At 73.7% G+C, this 17,270-nt stretch carries 16 protein-coding genes; 7 read left to right on the forward strand and 9 right to left on the reverse strand.

The annotated features are described in order from the left end of the window. Positions 1-13: 13 nt before the first annotated feature. Positions 14-526 (forward strand): hypothetical protein, encoded by a 513-nt coding sequence (locus PZ894_RS14790; protein ID WP_275745927.1) that lies wholly within the window; start codon positions 14-16, stop codon positions 524-526. Positions 527-686: 160 nt separating this feature from the next. Here PZ894_RS14790 and PZ894_RS14795 read toward each other — a convergent pair whose 3' ends face one another. Together PZ894_RS14795 and PZ894_RS14800 are read right to left on the reverse strand one after the other, a co-directional pair. After that, positions 687-1,013 carry an antibiotic biosynthesis monooxygenase gene (locus PZ894_RS14795; protein ID WP_275745928.1) on the reverse strand — a complete coding sequence of 109 codons (327 nt, stop codon included), beginning with the start codon at positions 1,011-1,013 and terminating at the stop codon, positions 687-689. A gap of 71 nt (positions 1,014-1,084) precedes the next feature. Next, complete coding sequence (locus PZ894_RS14800) at positions 1,085-1,738, reverse strand: aspartate/glutamate racemase family protein (protein WP_275745929.1); 654 nt, start codon at positions 1,736-1,738, stop codon at positions 1,085-1,087. A gap of 113 nt (positions 1,739-1,851) precedes the next feature. On the opposite strand from PZ894_RS14800, the gene PZ894_RS14805 reads away from it, so the two are divergent. Continuing rightward, positions 1,852-3,210: a TrpB-like pyridoxal phosphate-dependent enzyme gene (locus PZ894_RS14805; RefSeq protein WP_275745930.1), complete on the forward strand. Its 1,359-nt coding sequence runs from the start codon at positions 1,852-1,854 to the stop codon at positions 3,208-3,210. A gap of 10 nt (positions 3,211-3,220) precedes the next feature. Here PZ894_RS14805 and PZ894_RS14810 read toward each other — a convergent pair whose 3' ends face one another. Further along, positions 3,221-5,932: a hypothetical protein gene (locus tag PZ894_RS14810; RefSeq protein ID WP_275745931.1), complete on the reverse strand. Its 2,712-nt coding sequence runs from the start codon at positions 5,930-5,932 to the stop codon at positions 3,221-3,223. Positions 5,933-6,050: 118 nt separating this feature from the next. On the opposite strand from PZ894_RS14810, the gene serA reads away from it, so the two are divergent. Beyond that, positions 6,051-7,250, forward strand: a complete 1,200-nt coding sequence (gene serA, locus PZ894_RS14815) for a phosphoglycerate dehydrogenase (protein WP_275745933.1) — start codon at positions 6,051-6,053, stop codon at positions 7,248-7,250. Between the two features lie 70 nt (positions 7,251-7,320). Here the strand turns inward: serA and PZ894_RS14820 are convergent, their stop codons facing one another. After that, positions 7,321-8,904 carry an alpha/beta hydrolase gene (locus PZ894_RS14820; RefSeq protein ID WP_275745935.1) on the reverse strand — a complete coding sequence of 528 codons (1,584 nt, stop codon included), beginning with the start codon at positions 8,902-8,904 and terminating at the stop codon, positions 7,321-7,323. Between the two features lie 30 nt (positions 8,905-8,934). Here PZ894_RS14820 and PZ894_RS14825 point away from each other — a divergent pair, with 30 nt between their 5' ends. From PZ894_RS14825 to PZ894_RS14835, 3 genes are read left to right on the forward strand one after another with little or no spacing between them, the layout of a single operon-like run. After that, positions 8,935-9,807 carry an oxygenase MpaB family protein gene (locus tag PZ894_RS14825; protein WP_275745937.1) on the forward strand — a complete coding sequence of 291 codons (873 nt, stop codon included), beginning with the start codon at positions 8,935-8,937 and terminating at the stop codon, positions 9,805-9,807. Between the two features lie 5 nt (positions 9,808-9,812). After that, on the forward strand, positions 9,813-11,063 hold the full coding sequence (locus PZ894_RS14830) for a hypothetical protein (protein WP_275745938.1): 1,251 nt from the start codon (positions 9,813-9,815) through the stop codon (positions 11,061-11,063). 4 nt (positions 11,064-11,067) lie between these two features. Then, positions 11,068-11,664, forward strand: a complete 597-nt coding sequence (locus PZ894_RS14835) for a hypothetical protein (protein WP_275745939.1) — start codon at positions 11,068-11,070, stop codon at positions 11,662-11,664. A 45-nt stretch (positions 11,665-11,709) separates the two neighbouring features. Here PZ894_RS14835 and PZ894_RS14840 read toward each other — a convergent pair whose 3' ends face one another. After that, the gene (locus PZ894_RS14840; protein WP_275745940.1) at positions 11,710-11,973 is read right to left on the reverse strand and encodes a DUF4031 domain-containing protein; all 264 of its coding nucleotides are present in this window, start codon (positions 11,971-11,973) and stop codon (positions 11,710-11,712) included. 1 nt (position 11,974) lies between these two features. Next, positions 11,975-12,685, reverse strand: coding sequence for a copper homeostasis protein CutC (locus tag PZ894_RS14845; protein ID WP_275745942.1), 711 nt, complete (start codon positions 12,683-12,685; stop codon positions 11,975-11,977). 85 nt (positions 12,686-12,770) lie between these two features. Between PZ894_RS14845 and PZ894_RS14850 the strand changes: the two genes are divergently transcribed. After that, the gene (locus PZ894_RS14850; protein WP_275745943.1) at positions 12,771-13,121 is read left to right on the forward strand and encodes a hypothetical protein; all 351 of its coding nucleotides are present in this window, start codon (positions 12,771-12,773) and stop codon (positions 13,119-13,121) included. An 18-nt stretch (positions 13,122-13,139) separates the two neighbouring features. On the opposite strand, the gene PZ894_RS14855 is transcribed toward PZ894_RS14850, so the two are convergent. The 3 genes from PZ894_RS14855 to PZ894_RS14865 all read right to left on the reverse strand — a co-directional run bounded on the left by PZ894_RS14855 (position 13,140) and on the right by PZ894_RS14865 (position 17,242). Next, positions 13,140-13,850 (reverse strand): GntR family transcriptional regulator, encoded by a 711-nt coding sequence (locus tag PZ894_RS14855; RefSeq protein ID WP_275746412.1) that lies wholly within the window; start codon positions 13,848-13,850, stop codon positions 13,140-13,142. Positions 13,851-13,913: 63 nt separating this feature from the next. Then, positions 13,914-16,421, reverse strand: a complete 2,508-nt coding sequence (locus tag PZ894_RS14860) for an FtsX-like permease family protein (RefSeq protein ID WP_275745944.1) — start codon at positions 16,419-16,421, stop codon at positions 13,914-13,916. A 47-nt stretch (positions 16,422-16,468) separates the two neighbouring features. Beyond that, complete coding sequence (locus tag PZ894_RS14865) at positions 16,469-17,242, reverse strand: ABC transporter ATP-binding protein (protein WP_275745946.1); 774 nt, start codon at positions 17,240-17,242, stop codon at positions 16,469-16,471. Between the last annotated feature and the right edge of the window lie 28 nt (positions 17,243-17,270).

Here is a 17,270-nt window from a genome sequence, read left to right on the forward strand (position 1 = left end):
CAATGATGCTTACATGATTACAGCGGAGATGCGGGAGCGCGTGACGGGCTGGTTCGCCGGCCGGCTCCCGGCGGACTGGCAGCCCGCCGACGTCACCATCGACCGCGAAGAGATCACGGTCGTGCTGACCATCGACGACGTCGCGCTGGAGAGCCCCAGCGAGACCGCCCTGGCCGAGGCGCGTGCGGGTCGCGCGTCGGCGTTCCGCGAGGACACCCGCGAGCGGCGCATGGAGATCGCGCGCGAAGCCCAGCACCGCTTCGAGCGCACGGTCTCGTGGGGGCTGGCCGTCGGCGACCACCGGGAGCTGTGGACCCACGTCGCCGCCCCGGTGATGACGCGGTTGCGTCAGCCGCAGCGGCTCGTACTCGAGACCCTGGTCGACGCCGGCGTCGCGCGCTCGCGGGCCGATGCGCTCGCGTGGTGCGTGCGCCTGGTCGCGCAGCACGAGGACGACTGGCTCACGGAGCTGCGGGACGCGATGACCGCGGTCGCCGACGTGCGCGCGAAGGGCCCCGCGGCCTAGTGGTCATCCCCGTTGATTCACCAGGGGTCTACACACCCACCGCACGCACCTCGCTGCATTGGCGACGCTCGGTAGACAACCCGGTATGCCGTCGCGCCGCCGCCTTGCGATGCACGCACGCTGAGCACGGATACCCCCGACGTATCAACGGGCACGACCACTAGCGCGGCCCGTCGGGACCGTAGGACCGGGTGACGGTCGCGACCCGCACCCGGTAGTCGGCGTACCACGCCTCCTTGCCACGCTGCTGCGCGACGAGGTGCTCGGCGACCTGCTTCCACGCGGCCGCGGCCGCGTCGTCGGCCCAGTAGGACACCGTGATGCCGAGCCCGTCGCGCGCCGCCTCGATGCCGAGGTAGCCCGGCTGCCGGCGCGCGAGCTCCTCCATCCGGACGGACATCGCGGCGTACCCGTTGTCGCCCTCGGTGCGCAGCGACGTGAAGATGACCGCGGTGTACGGCGGCTCCGGGGTCTCGGCGATCGTCACGCGCCGAACGTAGCCGCCCGCATCTCGCCCCCCACACCGGACACCGCACACCGGACATCGGATCGTCGACGTCAGGGGCGACCGACGGGTCGGTCCCCGGCCGCCCGGAGCGCGCTCTCCACGGCGAGCCGAGGGCTGGCCAGGACCGGCACGGCCAGGTCCTCGAGCAGGTCGACGGCACCGGCCATGCTGGCCTGGGCGAGCACGACGACGTCGACGGTGTCGGCGAGGGCGCGGGCGGCGTCGGCGATCGCGCAGAGGTACGCCGCGGTGTCGCCGGCCTCGAACGACGCCCAGGCGCCGGGCACGAGGACCTCGGTGAGGACCGGCTCGGCACCGGCCCGGCGCGCCTCGTCCTGCAGCAGCAAGCGCGTCGGCTCCAGCGTCGACTCGACCGCCGCGACCACACCGATCCGCGCGCCGCCGGCCACGGCGGTCCGCGCCATCGGCCGGTCGACCCGCAGCACCGGCACGTCCGAGGCGACCGACTCCGCGACCGGGCCGAGCGTCGAGCAGGTGCAGACGACGACGTCGGCGCCCCGGGCGTGGAGCTCGTCGAGGGCCGACCGCACACCCGCCTCGACGGCCGGCGTCAACCCATCGGTGCGGGCCCGCTGGAGCAGGTGCGACTCCACGACGTGCACGGTCTCGGCGGAATCGCCGACCAGCGCGTCGAACGTGCCGACGTGCACCTCGGCGGTGTGCAGGAATCCAACCCTCGACATGGGGTACATCCTGCCGCCGCGCGACCACTACCGTGACGGTGCATGAACACCCCACGCAATCGCGGGGTTCCCCCGCTGCGCTCCTCCGCCCCACGATTCCGCGGGGACCCCAGATGAGCGACGACCAGGTCATGTTCACCCTCGACGAGTCCGAGCAGGTCACGCACTGGTACAACCTGGTGGCCGACCTCCCGACCCCGCCGCCCCCGCCGCTGCACCCGGGCACCCGCGAGCCGGTCGGTCCCGACGACCTCGCGCCGCTCTTCCCGGTCGACCTGATCATGCAGGAGGTCACGGCCGAGCGGTACGTCGAGATCCCCGAGCCCGTGCGCGAGGTCTACCGGCAGTACCGACCGAGTCCCCTCTACCGCGCCCGACGCTGGGAGCAGCAACTGGGCACGCCCGCCCGGATCTACTACAAGTACGAGGGCGTCTCCCCGGCTGGCTCGCACAAGACGAACACCTCGGTCCCGCAGGTCTACTACAACTCCCTGCACGGCGTGACCCGGCTGACCACCGAGACCGGCGCCGGCCAGTGGGGCACGGCGCTGGCCTACGCGTGCGCGCTCTTCGGGATCGAGTGCGAGGTGTGGCAGGTCGGCACGTCGTACGACACCAAGCCCCAGCGCCGCACCCTGATCGAGGTGTTCGGCGGCAAGGTCCACCGCTCGCCGAGCCGGCTGACCGAGTCGGGACTGGCGTTCCCCGAGGACCACTCCGGGTCGCTCGGCATCGCGATCTCCGAGGCGGTCGAGATGGCCGCGCAGAGCGAGGACACCAAGTACGCATTGGGATCGGTGCTCAACCATGTGCTCCTGCACCAGACGGTCATCGGCGAGGAGGCGCTGCGCCAGCTGGCCAAGGCCGGCGAGAGCGGCGCCGACCTGGTGATCGGCTGCGCGGGAGGTGGCTCCAACGTCGCGGGGCTGTCGTTCCCGTTCCTGCGCGAGAGGCTGGCGGGCCGCCAGAGCCCGCGCATCCTGGCCGTCGAGCCGAGCTCGTGCCCGACTCTCACGCGCGGCGAGTACCGCTACGACTTCGGTGACACCGCCGGGCTGACGCCGCTGATGAAGATGTACACGCTGGGCCACGACTTCGTGCCGTCGCCGATCCACGCGGGCGGGCTGCGCTACCACGGCATGGCGCCGCTGGTCTCGCACGCCGTCCACGAGGGCCTGATCGAGGCGGCCGCGCTGCACCAGTCGGAGTGCTTCGAGGCCGCCCTGGAGTTCGCGCGCACGCAGGGCGTCGTCGCGGCACCGGAGTCGTCGCACGCGCTCGCCCAGGCCAAGCGGGAGGCGCTGACCGCCAAGGCCGACGGTGAGGAGAAGGTGATCGTCATCGGCCTGTCCGGCCACGGTCTCCTGGAGCTCGGCGCCTACGAGACGTTCCTGGCCGGCCACCTCGAGGACGACCCGCTGAGCGACGACGCGCTCGCCGCGGCCCTGGCCGGGGTCCCGGAGGTCGCGTAGGTCTCGGTGATCACCGCGCGTCGACGACGGCGACGGTGCGGAACAGCACCCGGGCGCCGACCTCGACCCGCACCCGGAGCGTCTCCTCGCCCTCGGCGACGCCGTCGCGCCGGGTCGGGAGGGTCAGCTCGAGGCGGCGGGTGCCCGGACGCAGCGTGTCGAAGAGCGCGGCCCCGGCGCGCCACAGCGGCTGCCGCGGCTCGGCGCCGCCCAGGTGCGTGCGGACCCACCGCTCGGCGAGATCGCCGACGCGGAGCGCGGGGCGCGGGCTGCGCCGCACCAGCACCGAGACCGGCTCGTCGTAGTCGACCCGGCGGCCGAGCCGGATCCGCCACCGCACGGTCTCACCTTCGGCGACCCGGCGAGAGACCGTCCGGACCGTGGCGCGCGGCCGCGGGTCGTCGTCGACCACCGTGAGGCTGCCGGCGTACCGGTCGGTGACCACGTTGCGGCTCCCCCAGGCCGAGACCTGCGTGACCATCTCGCGATAGTCGGCACGAGCGTCGGCGTCGTAGGCGACCGGGATCGATCCGCCGGTCTGGCCCGGGGCGAGGTCGAGGGTGAACCGCTGGCTGTCCCGCCGCGTCTGTCCCACCGTCGTCACGACGAGGCGCGCCGGCTCGGTGAGCGTGCCGTTGACGTGGAACGGAAGCCGCGCGACCCGCACGCCGCCGGCGCCCTCCCGCAGCCGGACCTCACCGAGGTCGACGGTCGGCAGCCGCCGCGCGGGTACGACGGAGAGCCGGTCGGGCGCGGCGGCGACGTCGGCCACCCAGATCCGGCCGCGACCGCTGACGCCGACCAGCTCGACGCGGGCGATGCGGGTGAGGTCGAGCGCGGCGCCGGCCGGGTCGACCACGACGGTCTGCGCCCAGAGCTTGCGGGTGTCGCCCGACCTGCCGAGACCCGGCAGCCGGGGCCCGCCGACGGGGTCGAGCAGCGCCGTCGCACCGGCGGCGTCGGTGAGGCGGACGCGGACCGCGGCACCGGTCCGCCCCTCGACGATCGTGCGCAGCTCGAGTCGGCGGCCGGTCAGGTCCAGCGGACTGCGCAGCAGCAGTCCGCCGGCCTGCCCGGCCGCCGTCCACCCCATCTCGAAGAAGTCGCGCGCCGGCGCCGCCTCACCCGGCTGCAGCCACATCGGCGCGGCGGCGACCGGCCCGACGGCGGCGCCGCACGACGAGACCCGGCCGGTGACGAGCGTGCCCCGGCAGAAGCGGGTGTCGGCCCCGTCGGCGAGTGCGAGCGCGGCGGTGCCGCCCGGCGTCCGCAGCGCCCGGCCGCCGCCGATCGCGTGGCTGAGCGTCTGCGCCGGCCCCTGCGACGCCACCCGTGCGCGCGAGCCGTCGAAGAGCGGCAGCACCCGCTGGTCGTCGTTCGCGAAGAGGTGCACCGCGCCCGCGACGTACGCCGTGCCGACCGCGCGCTGCTCGCGGGCCGACAGTCGCGCGGGGTCGCGCCGGCCGCAGGTGCGGTCGGCGGCGCCGTACCAGTCGTCGGCGGCGGCCGCGTGCGCGGTCGCCGGGGTCCACTCGGTGTTGAAGAAGTTGTGGTTGGCGCCCATGAGGAGCACGCTGCTGCGGAACGCCGTGTCGTCGCCGGTCAGGTCGCGCGCGACGTCGGTGAACCGCTGGCCCTGCAGGTCGCTGACGTCGCCGTCGCAGTAGGGCAGCAGCGTCACGGTCGGGACGTACGGCGCGGTCTGCGAGGCGAAGTCGGTGGGCGCGACGAGCACCTGCCCGACGACGCGGTACGGCGCGGTCAGCGGGATCCGGAGCGCGGCGCGGTTGACGCCCTCGCCGCCGCGGCTGTGGCCGACCAGCACCACCCGCCCGAGGTCGACCTGGTGCGGGCCGGCCAGCGCGACCCAGTGGTCGAGGTGGGCCTGCACGATGCGGGCCCGGGCGTCCGCGCCGCCGTCGGCGGCTCCGCCGTCCTGCGCGTTGATGCCGTTCACGCGCACGGACACCGTCGCGTAGCCCTGCGACGCCAGCACCCGCTGGACGTAGTCGTAGCCCAGGTGGCTCGGGATCTCCTCCAGCGGAGCCCGGCACGGCCAGTCGGCGGACCAGTCCTGCTTGTCGGCCGGGTCGTAGCAGTAGCCGTGCCGGCCGTGCATGAAGAGCACGAGCGGCCGCGGCCCGGTGGCGGCGGCCGCGACCGGCTCGACGACGTGGCCGACCATCTCGACCGGCTCGGGGAGTCCCGGCACCGCCACCGGCGCGAGCTCGTAGTCGCTGCTCACCACGGCGTGCGGGCCGGGGGCCGCGGGGTCGGCCGCCAGCGTGCGGGTGCCCGGGAGGTCGAGCACCGGGTCGGGCACCGGGTCGGGCGCCCCGGCCGCCCGGCGGGCGTGGTCGGCTGCGGCGGCGTCGAGACGCGCGCCGGAGAGCACGACGTCCAGCCGCGCCGCGTCGGGCCGCGTCGCCGAGTCGACCCGCGCACGCACCGTGCGGCCGTCGGCCGCGACGGTGGACGTCCCGATGGCCCGGCCGGCGGGACCGACGACCGTGGGACGGTCGGAGGTGACCGGCAGCCGCGTGGGCGAGGTCCAGGCCACGGCGTACTGGCCCTGCGCGAGCCGGCGCACCTGCCAGACCCCGGCGTCCTGGCCGCGCGCGACGGAGCGGTCGACAGCCGCCCCGGCACTGCCCGCGCCGAGGACGGTGACGGTCAGCGCGAGGACGGCCGTGGCGACGGTCCACCTGGTAGGGCGGGACATGGGCGAATCATGCCGCTCGCCCGGACCCACGGACGTGGAACGTGCCGATCGGTACCCAACCGTCCACCCACCGGCGCCGGTTCGGCGGGTGCGGGACCCGCGCCTACGCTGGGGGATCGTGAAGGTGCTGCTGCTCGAGAACATCCACCCGGTCGCCGTCGAGGTCCTCGAGGCCCGCGGCTTCGAGGTCGAGCTGCGGAGCAGCTCGCTGTCCGAGGAGGACCTCCTCGAGGCGTTGCCCGGGGTGCACCTGCTCGGCATCCGCTCCAACACCCACATCACGCCGGCCGTCCTCGAGGGCGCACCCGACCTGCTGGCGATCGGCTGCTTCTGCATCGGCACCAACCAGGTCGACCTGGTGGCGGCCGCCGAGCGGGGCATCGCGGTGTTCAACGCGCCGTACTCCAACACGCGCAGCGTCGTCGAGCTCGTGATCGGCGAGATCATCATGCTGGCGCGCCGACTGGCCGAGAAGACCGAGCGCATGCACGCGGGCGTCTGGGACAAGTCCGCCAAGGGCAGCCACGAGATCCGCGGCCGCACGCTCGGCATCGTCGGCTACGGCAACATCGGCACCCAGCTGTCCAACCTCGCCGAGTCGATGGGCCTGCGGGTCGTCTTCTTCGACACCGCCGACCGGCTCGCGCACGGCAACGCGCGCCGGATGCGGACACTCGACGACCTGCTCGCGGAGGCCGACGTCGTCAGCATCCACGTCGACGGGCGGCCCGGCAACGCGGGCATGTTCGGCGCGGAGCAGTTCGCGAGGATGAAGCCGCGCAGCCTCTTCATCAACGCCTCCCGCGGCATGGTCGTCGACGACGCCGCGCTGCGCGAGAACATCCTCTCCGGCCACCTCGCCGGCGCGGCGCTCGACGTGTTCCCGGTCGAGCCGAAGGCCCAGGGAGAGGGGTTCGAGTCGGTGCTGCGCGGCCTCGCCAACGTCATCCTCACCCCCCACGTCGGCGGCTCCACGCAGGAGGCGCAGGAGGAGATCGGCTACTTCGTCGCCGGCAAGCTCGCGGGCTTCTCGCAGGAGGGCCGCACCGAGCTCTCGGTGAACCTGCCGGCCGTGCAGGCACCTCAGCTGCACGCCGGCCACCGCGTCGGCTACCTGCACGTGAACGTGCCGGGCGTCCTCGCCGACGTGAACCGGATCCTCGCCGAGGGCGGTGACAACATCACCGCGCAGTACCTCTCGACGCGCGGCGAGCAGGGGTACGTCGTCACCGACACCCTCGACGCGCTGCCCGGCGACGCGCTCGCCAAGCTCGCGCAGTCGGAGCACACGATCTGGCTGCGCAGCTGGGACGCCTGAAACGCTGACCCGTCCGAAACTTTCGGGCGGGTCAGCCACGAGTTTCGGGCGGGTCAACGGTGGGCTGTCGTCACCGACCCCACCAGCTGCGGTGCTCGGGGAGCTCGACGCGGGAGCCCTTCCTCGGCGGCTTGGGCGCCGCCAGCGGATGGCAGCGCTTGTCGGCGCGGTTGCCGGCCTTGCGGTCCGGCAGCGTGCCGTCCTCGAGCACGTCGGCGATCGCGTTGTCGGTGCAGGCGATGCCCGACAGCGACACGGCGTGGGAGTAGCCGCCCGCCCCGGCGACCAGCGCCGCGCTCGGGAACGTGCGGCGGGTGGCCAGCGCGCCGGCGTACGGCGTCGCCGGGTCGTGGGTCTCGCTGAGCAGGAGGATCGGCACGTCGCCGAGGCCGGCGCCGGTCACCTGGACGCGCTGCGTGCCCGCGACGGGCCAGGTGCGGCACGGCGCGTTGTACCAGTTGTTGGCCCAGGTCAGGAACGGCGCCTTGCGGTGCAGCCGGGTGCTGTCCTTGCGCCAGGTCTTCCACCTCGTCGGCCACCTGGCGTCGGTGCACTCGGTCGCGAGGTACATCGCGTAGCCGTTGTCGGCGGCCTTCCCGCTCGGGTTCGAGCCGCGGTAGAGATCCTTGATCCCCTTGACCTTGCCCCTGTTGGCGAGGTCGGCGAGCGCGTCGGCGACGATCGGGTAGTAGCCGTTGTAGTACGCCGCGTTGAGCAGCGCGTCGTCGAGCTCGTCGGGGCCCACCTTGCCGCGGGCCGGCTCCTCGGCCAGTCGGCTGCGCAGGAGCTGGTAGCGCCGCCCGACGGCCTTGCGGCCGGCGCCGAGGTGGTAGACCCTCGGGTGCTTCCCCACCCACGCGAGGAACTTCTCGAAGGACTTCTGGAACGCCGGGTCCTGGTCGAGATTCGACTGGTAGAAGACCCGGTCGGCGTCGATCACGCCGTCCATCACCAGCGCCTGCACGTGGCCGGGGAAGAGCGTCGCGTAGACCTGCGCGAGGTAGGTGCCGTAGGAGAACCCGAAGATCGTGACCTTCTCCAGGCCGATCGCCTGGCGCAGCAGGTCGAAGTCGCTCGCGGTGTCGGTGGTGCGCACGTGGCGGAGCAGCTCCCGGGCCTTCGCGTGGCCGCAGTCCCTCGCGTACCGCTCGGTCCGCTTGCGCCACTGCTTCATGACCTTCGGCGTCGTGGGCACGTAGTCCGGCCGGTCCCAGCCGAAGTACTTGCTGTCGCAGGTGAGGATCGGGTCGCTCGCGCCGGTGCCCCGGGGGTCGATGCCGTACCAGTCGTAGGTCAGACCGACCTCGCGCGGCACGTACTGGCCGTACGGCGCCAGCCAGGTGCCGTCGCTGCCCGGACCGCCGGGGTTGGTGAGGACCGCGCCGCGGTAGGGCTCCTCGGTGTGCAGCACCCGCGCGACCGCGAGGTCGATCGTCGGCCCGGTGGGCTCGGTGTGGTCGAGCGGCACCGTGAGCGTGCCGCACTCGGCGCCGGCGTCGCGCAGGCTCTTGTCGTCGCAGCGACCCCACGAGATCGGGGCCACCCGGAACGCCGTCGCGGTCTCCCCCGCCGCCGGTGCCGTCGCCGGCACGATCGTCGCGAGTCCCGCCGCCAGGGTCCCGGCGGCCACTGCCGCCAGCGTCTTCAGGTGCATGGGGTAGATCAGAACCCGTAGTGTCGTCGTATGGCAAGCGTGGTGCCGATGGTCCGGGACCGACTCGGCCAGGAGCTCTTCCTCCGGGTCGCCGGGCCCGACGGCGGCAGGCACGCCGCACGCATCCACGGGCGTCCCGGTCCGCGGTGGTTCGAGGCCGGCAGCCCGATCACCCGGGTGCACGGCGACGCGTCGATGTTCGTCGGCGGGCTGCGGGCGCTGCTCCTGCAGACCCTGCACCCGGCGGCGATGCGTGGCGTCGCCGAGCACTCCGACTACCGCCGCGACGCGTGGGGCCGGCTCGCGCGCACCAGCAGGTTCATCGCGGTGACGACCTTCGGCACCGCCGACGACGCGGAGCAGGCGGTCGCGGCCGTGCGCCGCATCCACGAGCGGATCACCGGCACGATGCCCGACGGCACGCCGTACGCCGCGTCCGACCCGCACCTGCTCGGCTGGGTGCACGTCGCCGAGATCGACAGCTTCCTGCGGGCACACACCGTCTACGGCCGCGCGCCGCTGACCGCCGCCGAGCGCGACGAGTACGTCGCGCAGACGGCCGAGGTCGCCGCGCGCCTCGGCGTCCTCGACCCGCCGACCAGCGAGGCCGAGCTGGCCGCGGCGCTCGCGGCGTACCGTCCCGAGCTGCGTGGCACCCCCGAGGCCCGCGCGACGGTCGGCTACCTGCTGCTGCGGCCGCCGCTGCCGATCGTGGCGCGGCCGCCGTACGGCGCGATCGCGGCCGCCGCCGTGGGGCTGATGCCACGCTGGACGCGGCGGCCGCTGCGGCTGCCGTGGCTCCCGGTCTCCGAGCGCACCGTCGTGCGCGCGCTCGGCACCGCCGCCACCGGCACGATCCGGTGGGCGATGATGCCGCGCCAGCGCGCCGCGCCCCTACGATGACCGCCATGCCTCCTCGCGTCCGATCCCGAGTCGTCGCTCTCGCGGTGGTCGCGCTGCTCGCGTCGGCGATCGCGCTGGTCGCACCGGGCGCCACGGCCGCCCGCTCGGACACTAGGCCGGTGGCCGGGTTCATCACCTTCCCGGGCCACGGCACGGGGAAGGCGCCGAGGGTGCGTGTCCTGTGGTTCACCAGGGACTGGCAGTACCTCGGCCAGAAGAGCGCGAACGGCGGCTCCTACGCGCTCAACCTGGTGCCGGGCACCTACTGGCTCCAGTTCGTCGACCGGCGCCCGTCGTGGCGCACCGACAAGTACGCCCCCACCGACGTGAAGGTCACGGTGCGCGCCGGCCGGCCGACCGTGCGAGACGTGAGGATGCAGCGCGGCGCGTTCGTCACCGGCCGGGTCACGACCGGGGCCGGCGTGGCGAGGAAGGCGCGGGTCGCGGTCGCGCGGACGCTCCCCGACGGTCAGGAGCAGTCGTTCGACACGACCGCCAACGGCCGGGGCGCGTTCGCGATCGGCGGCCTGCCTCAGGGCAAGTGGTCGGTGTTCGCCTGGGACCGGCGCGAGAGATGGGTCGGTCCCAGCGTCTGGGCCGGGAGGGTCCGCACGGGTACGGGCACGGACGTCCGGGTGCGGCTCCGCCGGCACTCCGGATCGCTGCGGGTGCTCCTCTACACGCGCGACGGGTCGGCCCTCCGGGGCAGGACCACCGTCACGGTCACCAGCGCGAGGACCGGCCAGTGGTGGACCGGCACGGTCCGGGGAGGCACGGCCGTCTTCCCGGGGGTCCACCCCGGGAGGTACCGGCTGAAGTTCGACGGCGTCGGGACCTGGCTGGGCTCCGAGGGCCGGATCCGGAAGGCGAAGGTCCGGTCCGACCGCGCGACGATCGGCACCTACCGGGTGAGCAGGCGCGGCGGCTGGATCACCGGCCAGGCAGTCGACGCCGGCGCGCCCGCGTATCCCCTCGGGAACGCCCAGGTGCGGCTCTACGACGTCTACGGCACCAAGGTCGACGAGACGACGACGTCGGACTCGGGCGGGTTCACCCTCGACGGGCAGCTCACCACCCAGCGCCGCATGACCGTCGTGATCGACCCCGATCCCGATCGCGGCGGCTACGTGCAAACGGTCTCCTACTGTCACTTCGACTCCAGGTCGGTGTCGGACATCTCGGTGGCGCAGGGCAAGGAGACCTCGCTGGGCACGCTCGGCGTGGCCCGCACGCCCGGACAGTCGCCGCCCTGCTGACGCCGTGGACCTCCTGACCGCCTGGCCGCTTCCCGGCGCTCCGGCGCTGGGCGCGCAGCTCGTCGCGTCGTACGCGCACCCCGAGCGGCGCTACCACGACGGACGCCACCTCGCCGAGGTGCTCGAGCGGATCCACGAGCTGTCGACGCACGGCGTGGAGCTCGACCGGATGGCCGTCCTCCTGGCGGCGTGGTTCCACGACAGCGTCTACGACGGCCGGCCCGACGCCGAGAAGCGGTCCGCCGCCTGGGCGGCCGAGGCGCTCCCGACCCTGGTCGACCGGGGAGTCGTCGACGAGGTGGTGCGGCTGGTGCTGGTGACCGAGCACCATCGCCCGGCCGACGACGACCCCAACGGCTGCGCGCTCTCCGACGCCGACCTCGCGATCCTCGCGGCGCCGCCGGAGCGGTACGCCGAGTACGCCTCCGCCGTGCGCGAGGAGTACGCCGAGGTGCCGGACGCCGACTTCGCCGCCGGCCGGTCGGCGATCCTCCGCGACCTGCTCGCCAAGCCGCACCTCTTCCACACCACCCACGCCCGCGACGCGTGGGAGGACGCCGCCCGCGCCAACGTGGAGGCCGAGCTGCGGTCGCTGGGATAGTCCCTGACGATTCGGGGTTTCCGCCGAGGCTCGACCCCGAGAACGTCAGGGACTATCCCGCTTGCGCCGACGCAGCCCCGCGGCGGTCAGGCGGGCGACGAGCTCGCGGGAGGTGACCGGGGCGGCGCCCGCGGCGACGACGTCGTCGTACCACTCGGCGGGCACGTCGTAGTGGTCGCGGTCGAAGCCGCGCGGCGGGATGCCGAGGGTGGCCGCGAAGGCGTGGAGCTCGTCGTAGGAGGCGTCGCTGGCCAGGTGCGACCACAGCCGGCCGTGCCCGGCCGCGTTGGGCGGGTCGATGAGGATCATGTCACCCGGCGCTGCGGGAGGCGCGCTCGACGGCGTCGTCGAGGAGCAGTCGCCACGAGCGGACGTGGCCGGCGTCGACGTACGCCTTCCACGACCTGCCGGGCCGGGCCTGGCTGTCGAGGTGGAACTGCCGGACGCCGGCCCGGACGAACCACGGCACCTGCTCGGCGAGCAGCCCGCCACCGGGGATCAGCGTGCGGGCGACCAGGGGATCGGCGGAGGCGAGCGCGAGCAGCTCGTCGTACCCCGCCTCGAGCCCACGCGGCGACCCGGCCGAGCGGACGCCGACGAGTCCGGTCAGGCCGGAGAGACGCCGCCAGGACCGGCGCAGGTCGAGCGTGTCGTCGACGGCGCGGCCGAAGGTCCAAGGCACGTCCGGGAGCTGGGCAGCGAGGTAGGCGCAGACCTCGGTGTCGACCTCGAGGTCGCCGTCGAGGAAGCCGAACGAGAAGCCGGCGGCGCCGGAGCCGAGATAGTCCTCGCCCAGCCCGACCAGGCGCGCGAGCTCACCGCCGGTCGTGCTCCACGTGTCGTTGAGACGGAGCACGACGTGGACGGGCTGGTCGGCCTCGCGGCAGACCCCCGAGACGAGCGCGGGCTCGGGAGAGCTCCCGTCGGGGGTCGAGAGGAGCAGGCGGTCGGCGCCACCGTCCTCCGCGCCGGGCACGTCGCGCGGGTCCTGGACGGCGACCTCGAGGAGCGTCGGTCCCATGGCACCGATGGTAGGAGCGGCGACCGTGCGGACGCGGGAGCCGCGCTGGCCCGGTGGCGTTTCCGGCCGGGGGCATGATGGGGGGATGGACAACGCCCTGCTGTTCGATGCGCGGGCCCGGGTCCTCTCCGACCTCGAGGCGCGCAACCACGCGACCCCGGCCGCCGTCTCGGCGCTCGAGGACGCGGTCGCCCAGCGGAAGTGGTGGGCGGAGCAGTGGCCCGAGGGGGCGCAGTACGTCGCGGGCCTGGTCGCGCAGGACGTGCAGGACGCGCTCTTTGAGACCGTCGGTCGCTGGCCGGTGTGTCGCGACTGCGGCGACGGTGCACCGGTGCACGCGCTCTACATCCAGCCCGACCTGGGCGGGCCCGACCCGGTGTGGGTCTGCGAGGAGAGCGGCGACGTCGTCGCGCCGCTCGGCGACCTGGGGCGCTGAGATCCCGGGCGCGCGGCCTCAGCCCTCGGCGCCGACCTGCAGCCAGATCGTGTAGCGGTCGGCGCGGTAGACGGTGCGCGACACCTCGACGACCTTCTCGCCCGCGAGCCCGCGCCGCGAGTGCCGCAGCACCGGGCCGCCCGCGGGCAGGTCGAGGTGCTGCGCCTCCTCCTCCGACGCCACGTCGGCGTTGATGGAGTCCTCGGCCCAGGTGGGGCGGAGCCCGCGCGAGTCGAGCGCGTCGTACAGGCTGGTCGGCATCCCGCTCTGCAGGAAGCCGGGGATCAGCACCTCGTTGAGGTAGGCGTCCTCCAGGCACATCGGCTGGCCGTCGGCGCGGCGCAGGCGGCGCCAGTGGATCACCGCGTCGCCCTCGGTCAGGTTGAGGGCCCGGGCGACGCCGGGGCCGGCCTGCTCGCGGCGGGCCAGCAGGGTCTGCGACTCCGCGAGGAGGCCACGGCGGGCCATCTCCTCGGTGAAGCTCGTCAACCGGCTCGGCGCACGCCGCGGGCGGGCCACGAAGGTGCCCCGCCCGGGGATGCGCTCGAGCAGCCCCTCGACCACGAGGGCGTCCATGGCCTGTCTGACCGTCATCCGGGCGACCCCGAAACGGTGCACCAGCTCACGCTCCGAGGGCGCTGGCGAACCGGGTGCCGCCCCCGTGACGAGCGTGCGTACGTACTCACGCACCTGGACGTGCTTGAGCGCGCGCCCCTCCGTCACCAGCATCTCGTTCACGACCTGCACTGTAGACATTCAACTGCGTCCGCGTCCTCGGATCACGAGGAACGGCTACTCGGTCGCGATCGCGCGGAGCACGTCGAGGCGGGCCGCGCGGCGCGCGGGGAACACCGCGGCGAGCACGCCGATGACGACGGAGAGCAGGAGGAACACCGCCAGCTGGCCGTACGGGACGCTGATCACCTCGAGGCCCTGGTCGCGCACGGCGGACATGAGCGCGATGCCGAACCCGATGCCCAGCAGCACGCCGAGCAGGGCGCCCAGCACCGCGATCACCACGGACTCCAGCGTGATCATCCGGCGCAGCTGGCTGCGGTTGAGCCCGATCGCGCGGAGCAGGCCGACCTCACGGGTCCGCTCGATCACCGACAGCGCCAGCGTGTTGACGATGCCGAGCACGGCGATGACGAGCGCGAGCCCGAGCAGGGCGAAGATCATCAGCACGAACTGGTCGATGGGCTCGCGCTGCTCCTGCGCGAACTCCGCCTGGTCCTTGACGGTGACGATCGGCAGGTCGGCGACCACCTCGTCGAGCCGCTGCTGGATCCCCGCCGAGTCGTCGGTGAAGAGGATCAGGACGTTGTCGGTCGCGGGGAAGCCGCCCTCGCCGAAGTCGTCGAGCGACATCAGCACCGGTGCGACGACGACCGGGTTGTCGTCGAAGGTGCCGGCCACGACGTAGGTCCGCTTGCCGGCCGGCATCTGGAGCTCGAGGTCGGCGCCGACCCCGAGGTCGTGGTCGTCGGCCCAGGACTGCTGCAGCAGCACGGACCCGGCCGTCATCGGGTCGCCGTCGGTGAGGTCGAGCTCGAGGCGGTCGACGTCGCCGGGGTCGACGGCCGCCACCATCTGCCGGTCGCCGTCGCGCTCGGCGGTGGCGAACCGCTCGCGCACGATGCGGTCGACCCCGTCGACCCGCTGCATCCGGTCGCCGATCGCCGGCGTGAAGCCGGTGCCGATCACGTTGCTGACGACGAAGTCTCCGACGAAGTTGTCCTCGACCGACCTGTCGACGCTGGCCTTCGCCGAGTCGCCGACGATCGCCATGGTGCACGCGAGGGCCAGCCCGATCATGAGCGCGGACGCGGTGGCGGCGGTGCGCCGCGGGTTGCGCAGCGAGTTCTGGCCGGCGAGGTTGCCGACGGTGCCGAAGATCCGCGCGAACGCCGCCCTCGCGAGCGCCAGGAACGGCCGCGAGATCACCGGGCTCGCGGCGGCGACGCCGAGCAGGATCGCCAGGATGCCGCCGCCGGTCTGCCAGCCGCCGTGGGGCAGGTCGCCGAAGAGCCCCAGCCACAGCACGCCCAGGCCGACGACGACGAGCGCGGCGCCGACCCACATCCGGCGGTGCAGCGTGGACTCGGGCAGCGCCACGTCGTCGCGCAGCGCCTGCACCGGCGCGATCCGCCCCGTGCGGCGCGCCGGCAGCCAGGCCGCGGCCATCGTGACGACCACGCCGACGGCGTACGACGCGACGAACGTGCGCGGCGCGAAGATCAACGGCTGGCCGGAGAGGTCGAGCCCGAAGTTCGCGAACAGCGCGCGGATGCCCATCGCGAGCAGCACGCCGAGTCCGAGGCCGACGGTCGCGCCGACGACACCGAGCACGAACGCCTCGAGCTGCACCGACCACGTCACCTGACGCTTGGAGGCGCCCAGGGCGCGCAGCAGCGCGAGCTCGCGGCTGCGCTGGGCGACCAGGATCGAGAACGTGTTGACGATCAGGAACGCGCCGACGACCAGCGAGATGCCGGCGAAGATCAGCAGGAAGGTGGTCAGGAACGAGATCGCCTGCAGCAGGTCGGAGGCCGACTCGTCGGCGGCGTCGTCGCCGGTGACCGCCTCGAGGCCGTCGGGCAGCACCTCCGCGACGCGATCGCGCAGCTGCTCCTGCGAGACGCCGTCCTCGGCCGTGACCCACACGTCGGTGTAGGCGTCCTCGCCGTCGACGAAGAGGTCCTGCGCCGTCGGGGTGTCGAAGGCGGCGTACGTCGCGCCGTTGAGCGAGCCGCCACCCGGGAACCCGGCGATGCCGACGAGGGTGGGCGTGAGCCGGAGCGAGGCGAGGTCCGTGCCCGGCTCGCCCTCGATCGCCGTCGAGGGGATGATCGCGACCGGGTCGCCCACCCGGTAGCCGGCGCGTTCGGCGGTGCGCTCGTCGAGGACGACCTCCTCGCGACCCTGCGGCGCGTGACCCTCGACGATCGACAGCCCCTGCAGCCCGTGCCCGGCCGGGGCGTCGGACCAGTTGCCGCCGATCGCCGGCGGGCCGAACCCGCTCACGACCTTGCCCCGGTCGCTGACGACGAAGACGCCGAAGGCGTTGACGTTGCCGTCGACCCGGGCGGCGCCGTCGACGGCGCGGAGCCGCTCGAGCCGGCTCGCCGGGATCGTCACGGTCGAGGGCGCGCCGTCGGCCGTCGTGCCGCCCTCGGGCCGGACCACGACGTCGCCGACCGTCGACGCGAACAGGGCGGTGAAGCTCCGGTTCAGCGTGTCGCTGAAGATCAGGGTGCCCGCCACGAACGCGACGCCGAGCACGATAGCGAACGTGCTCATCAGCAGGCGCAGCTTGCGCCCGAGGAGGCTCTTGAGCGCCGCCCTGATCATGTCGTCGGGATCTGCTCGGGCGCCTGCTCGGCCATCCGGTTCATCACGTCGAGCACCTGCTCGCGCGTCGGGTCGCGCAGCTCGTCGACGACGCGGCCGTCGGCGAGGAAGACGACGCGGTCGGTGTACGCCGCGGCGACGGGGTCGTGCGTGACCATGACGATCGTCTGGTCGTAGTCGTCGACGCTGCGGCGCAGCAGCTCCAGGACCTCCGCGCCGGAGCGGGAGTCGAGGTTGCCGGTGGGCTCGTCGGCGAAGACGATGCGCGGCCGGCTGGCGAGCGCGCGGGCGACCGCGACCCGTTGCTGCTGGCCGCCCGAGAGCTCGTTGGGCTTGTGGCCGAGCCGGTCGCCCAGCCCGACGGTGGCGATCACGTCGTCGTACCACTCCGCGTCGGGCCGCCGCCCCGCGATCGCCATCGGGAGCTTGATGTTCTCCTCCGCCGTCAGCGTCGGCACCAGGTTGTAGGACTGGAAGACGAAGCCGATCTCGTCGCGGCGCAGCCGGGTCAGCGCCTTGTCCTTGAGGCGGGTGATGTCCTGCTCGCCGATCAGCACCTCGCCCGAGTCGGCCCGGTCGAGGGCGGCGCAGCAGTGCATGAGCGTCGACTTCCCCGAGCCGCTCGGGCCCATCACGGCGGTGAACTCGCCGGCCCCGATGTCGAGGGAGACGTCGTCGAGTGCGCGCACCAGCGCCTGCCCGGCACCGTAGGTCTTGGTGAGGTTGCGGACCCGCGCGGCGGGCGGCGAGGAGGGAGGAGCGCCGATCATGGTCCAACCCTCCCGCGCCGGCACCGCG

The organism is Nocardioides sp. YIM 152315, assembly GCF_029210375.1.
GTDB lineage: Bacteria > Actinomycetota > Actinomycetes > Propionibacteriales > Nocardioidaceae > Nocardioides.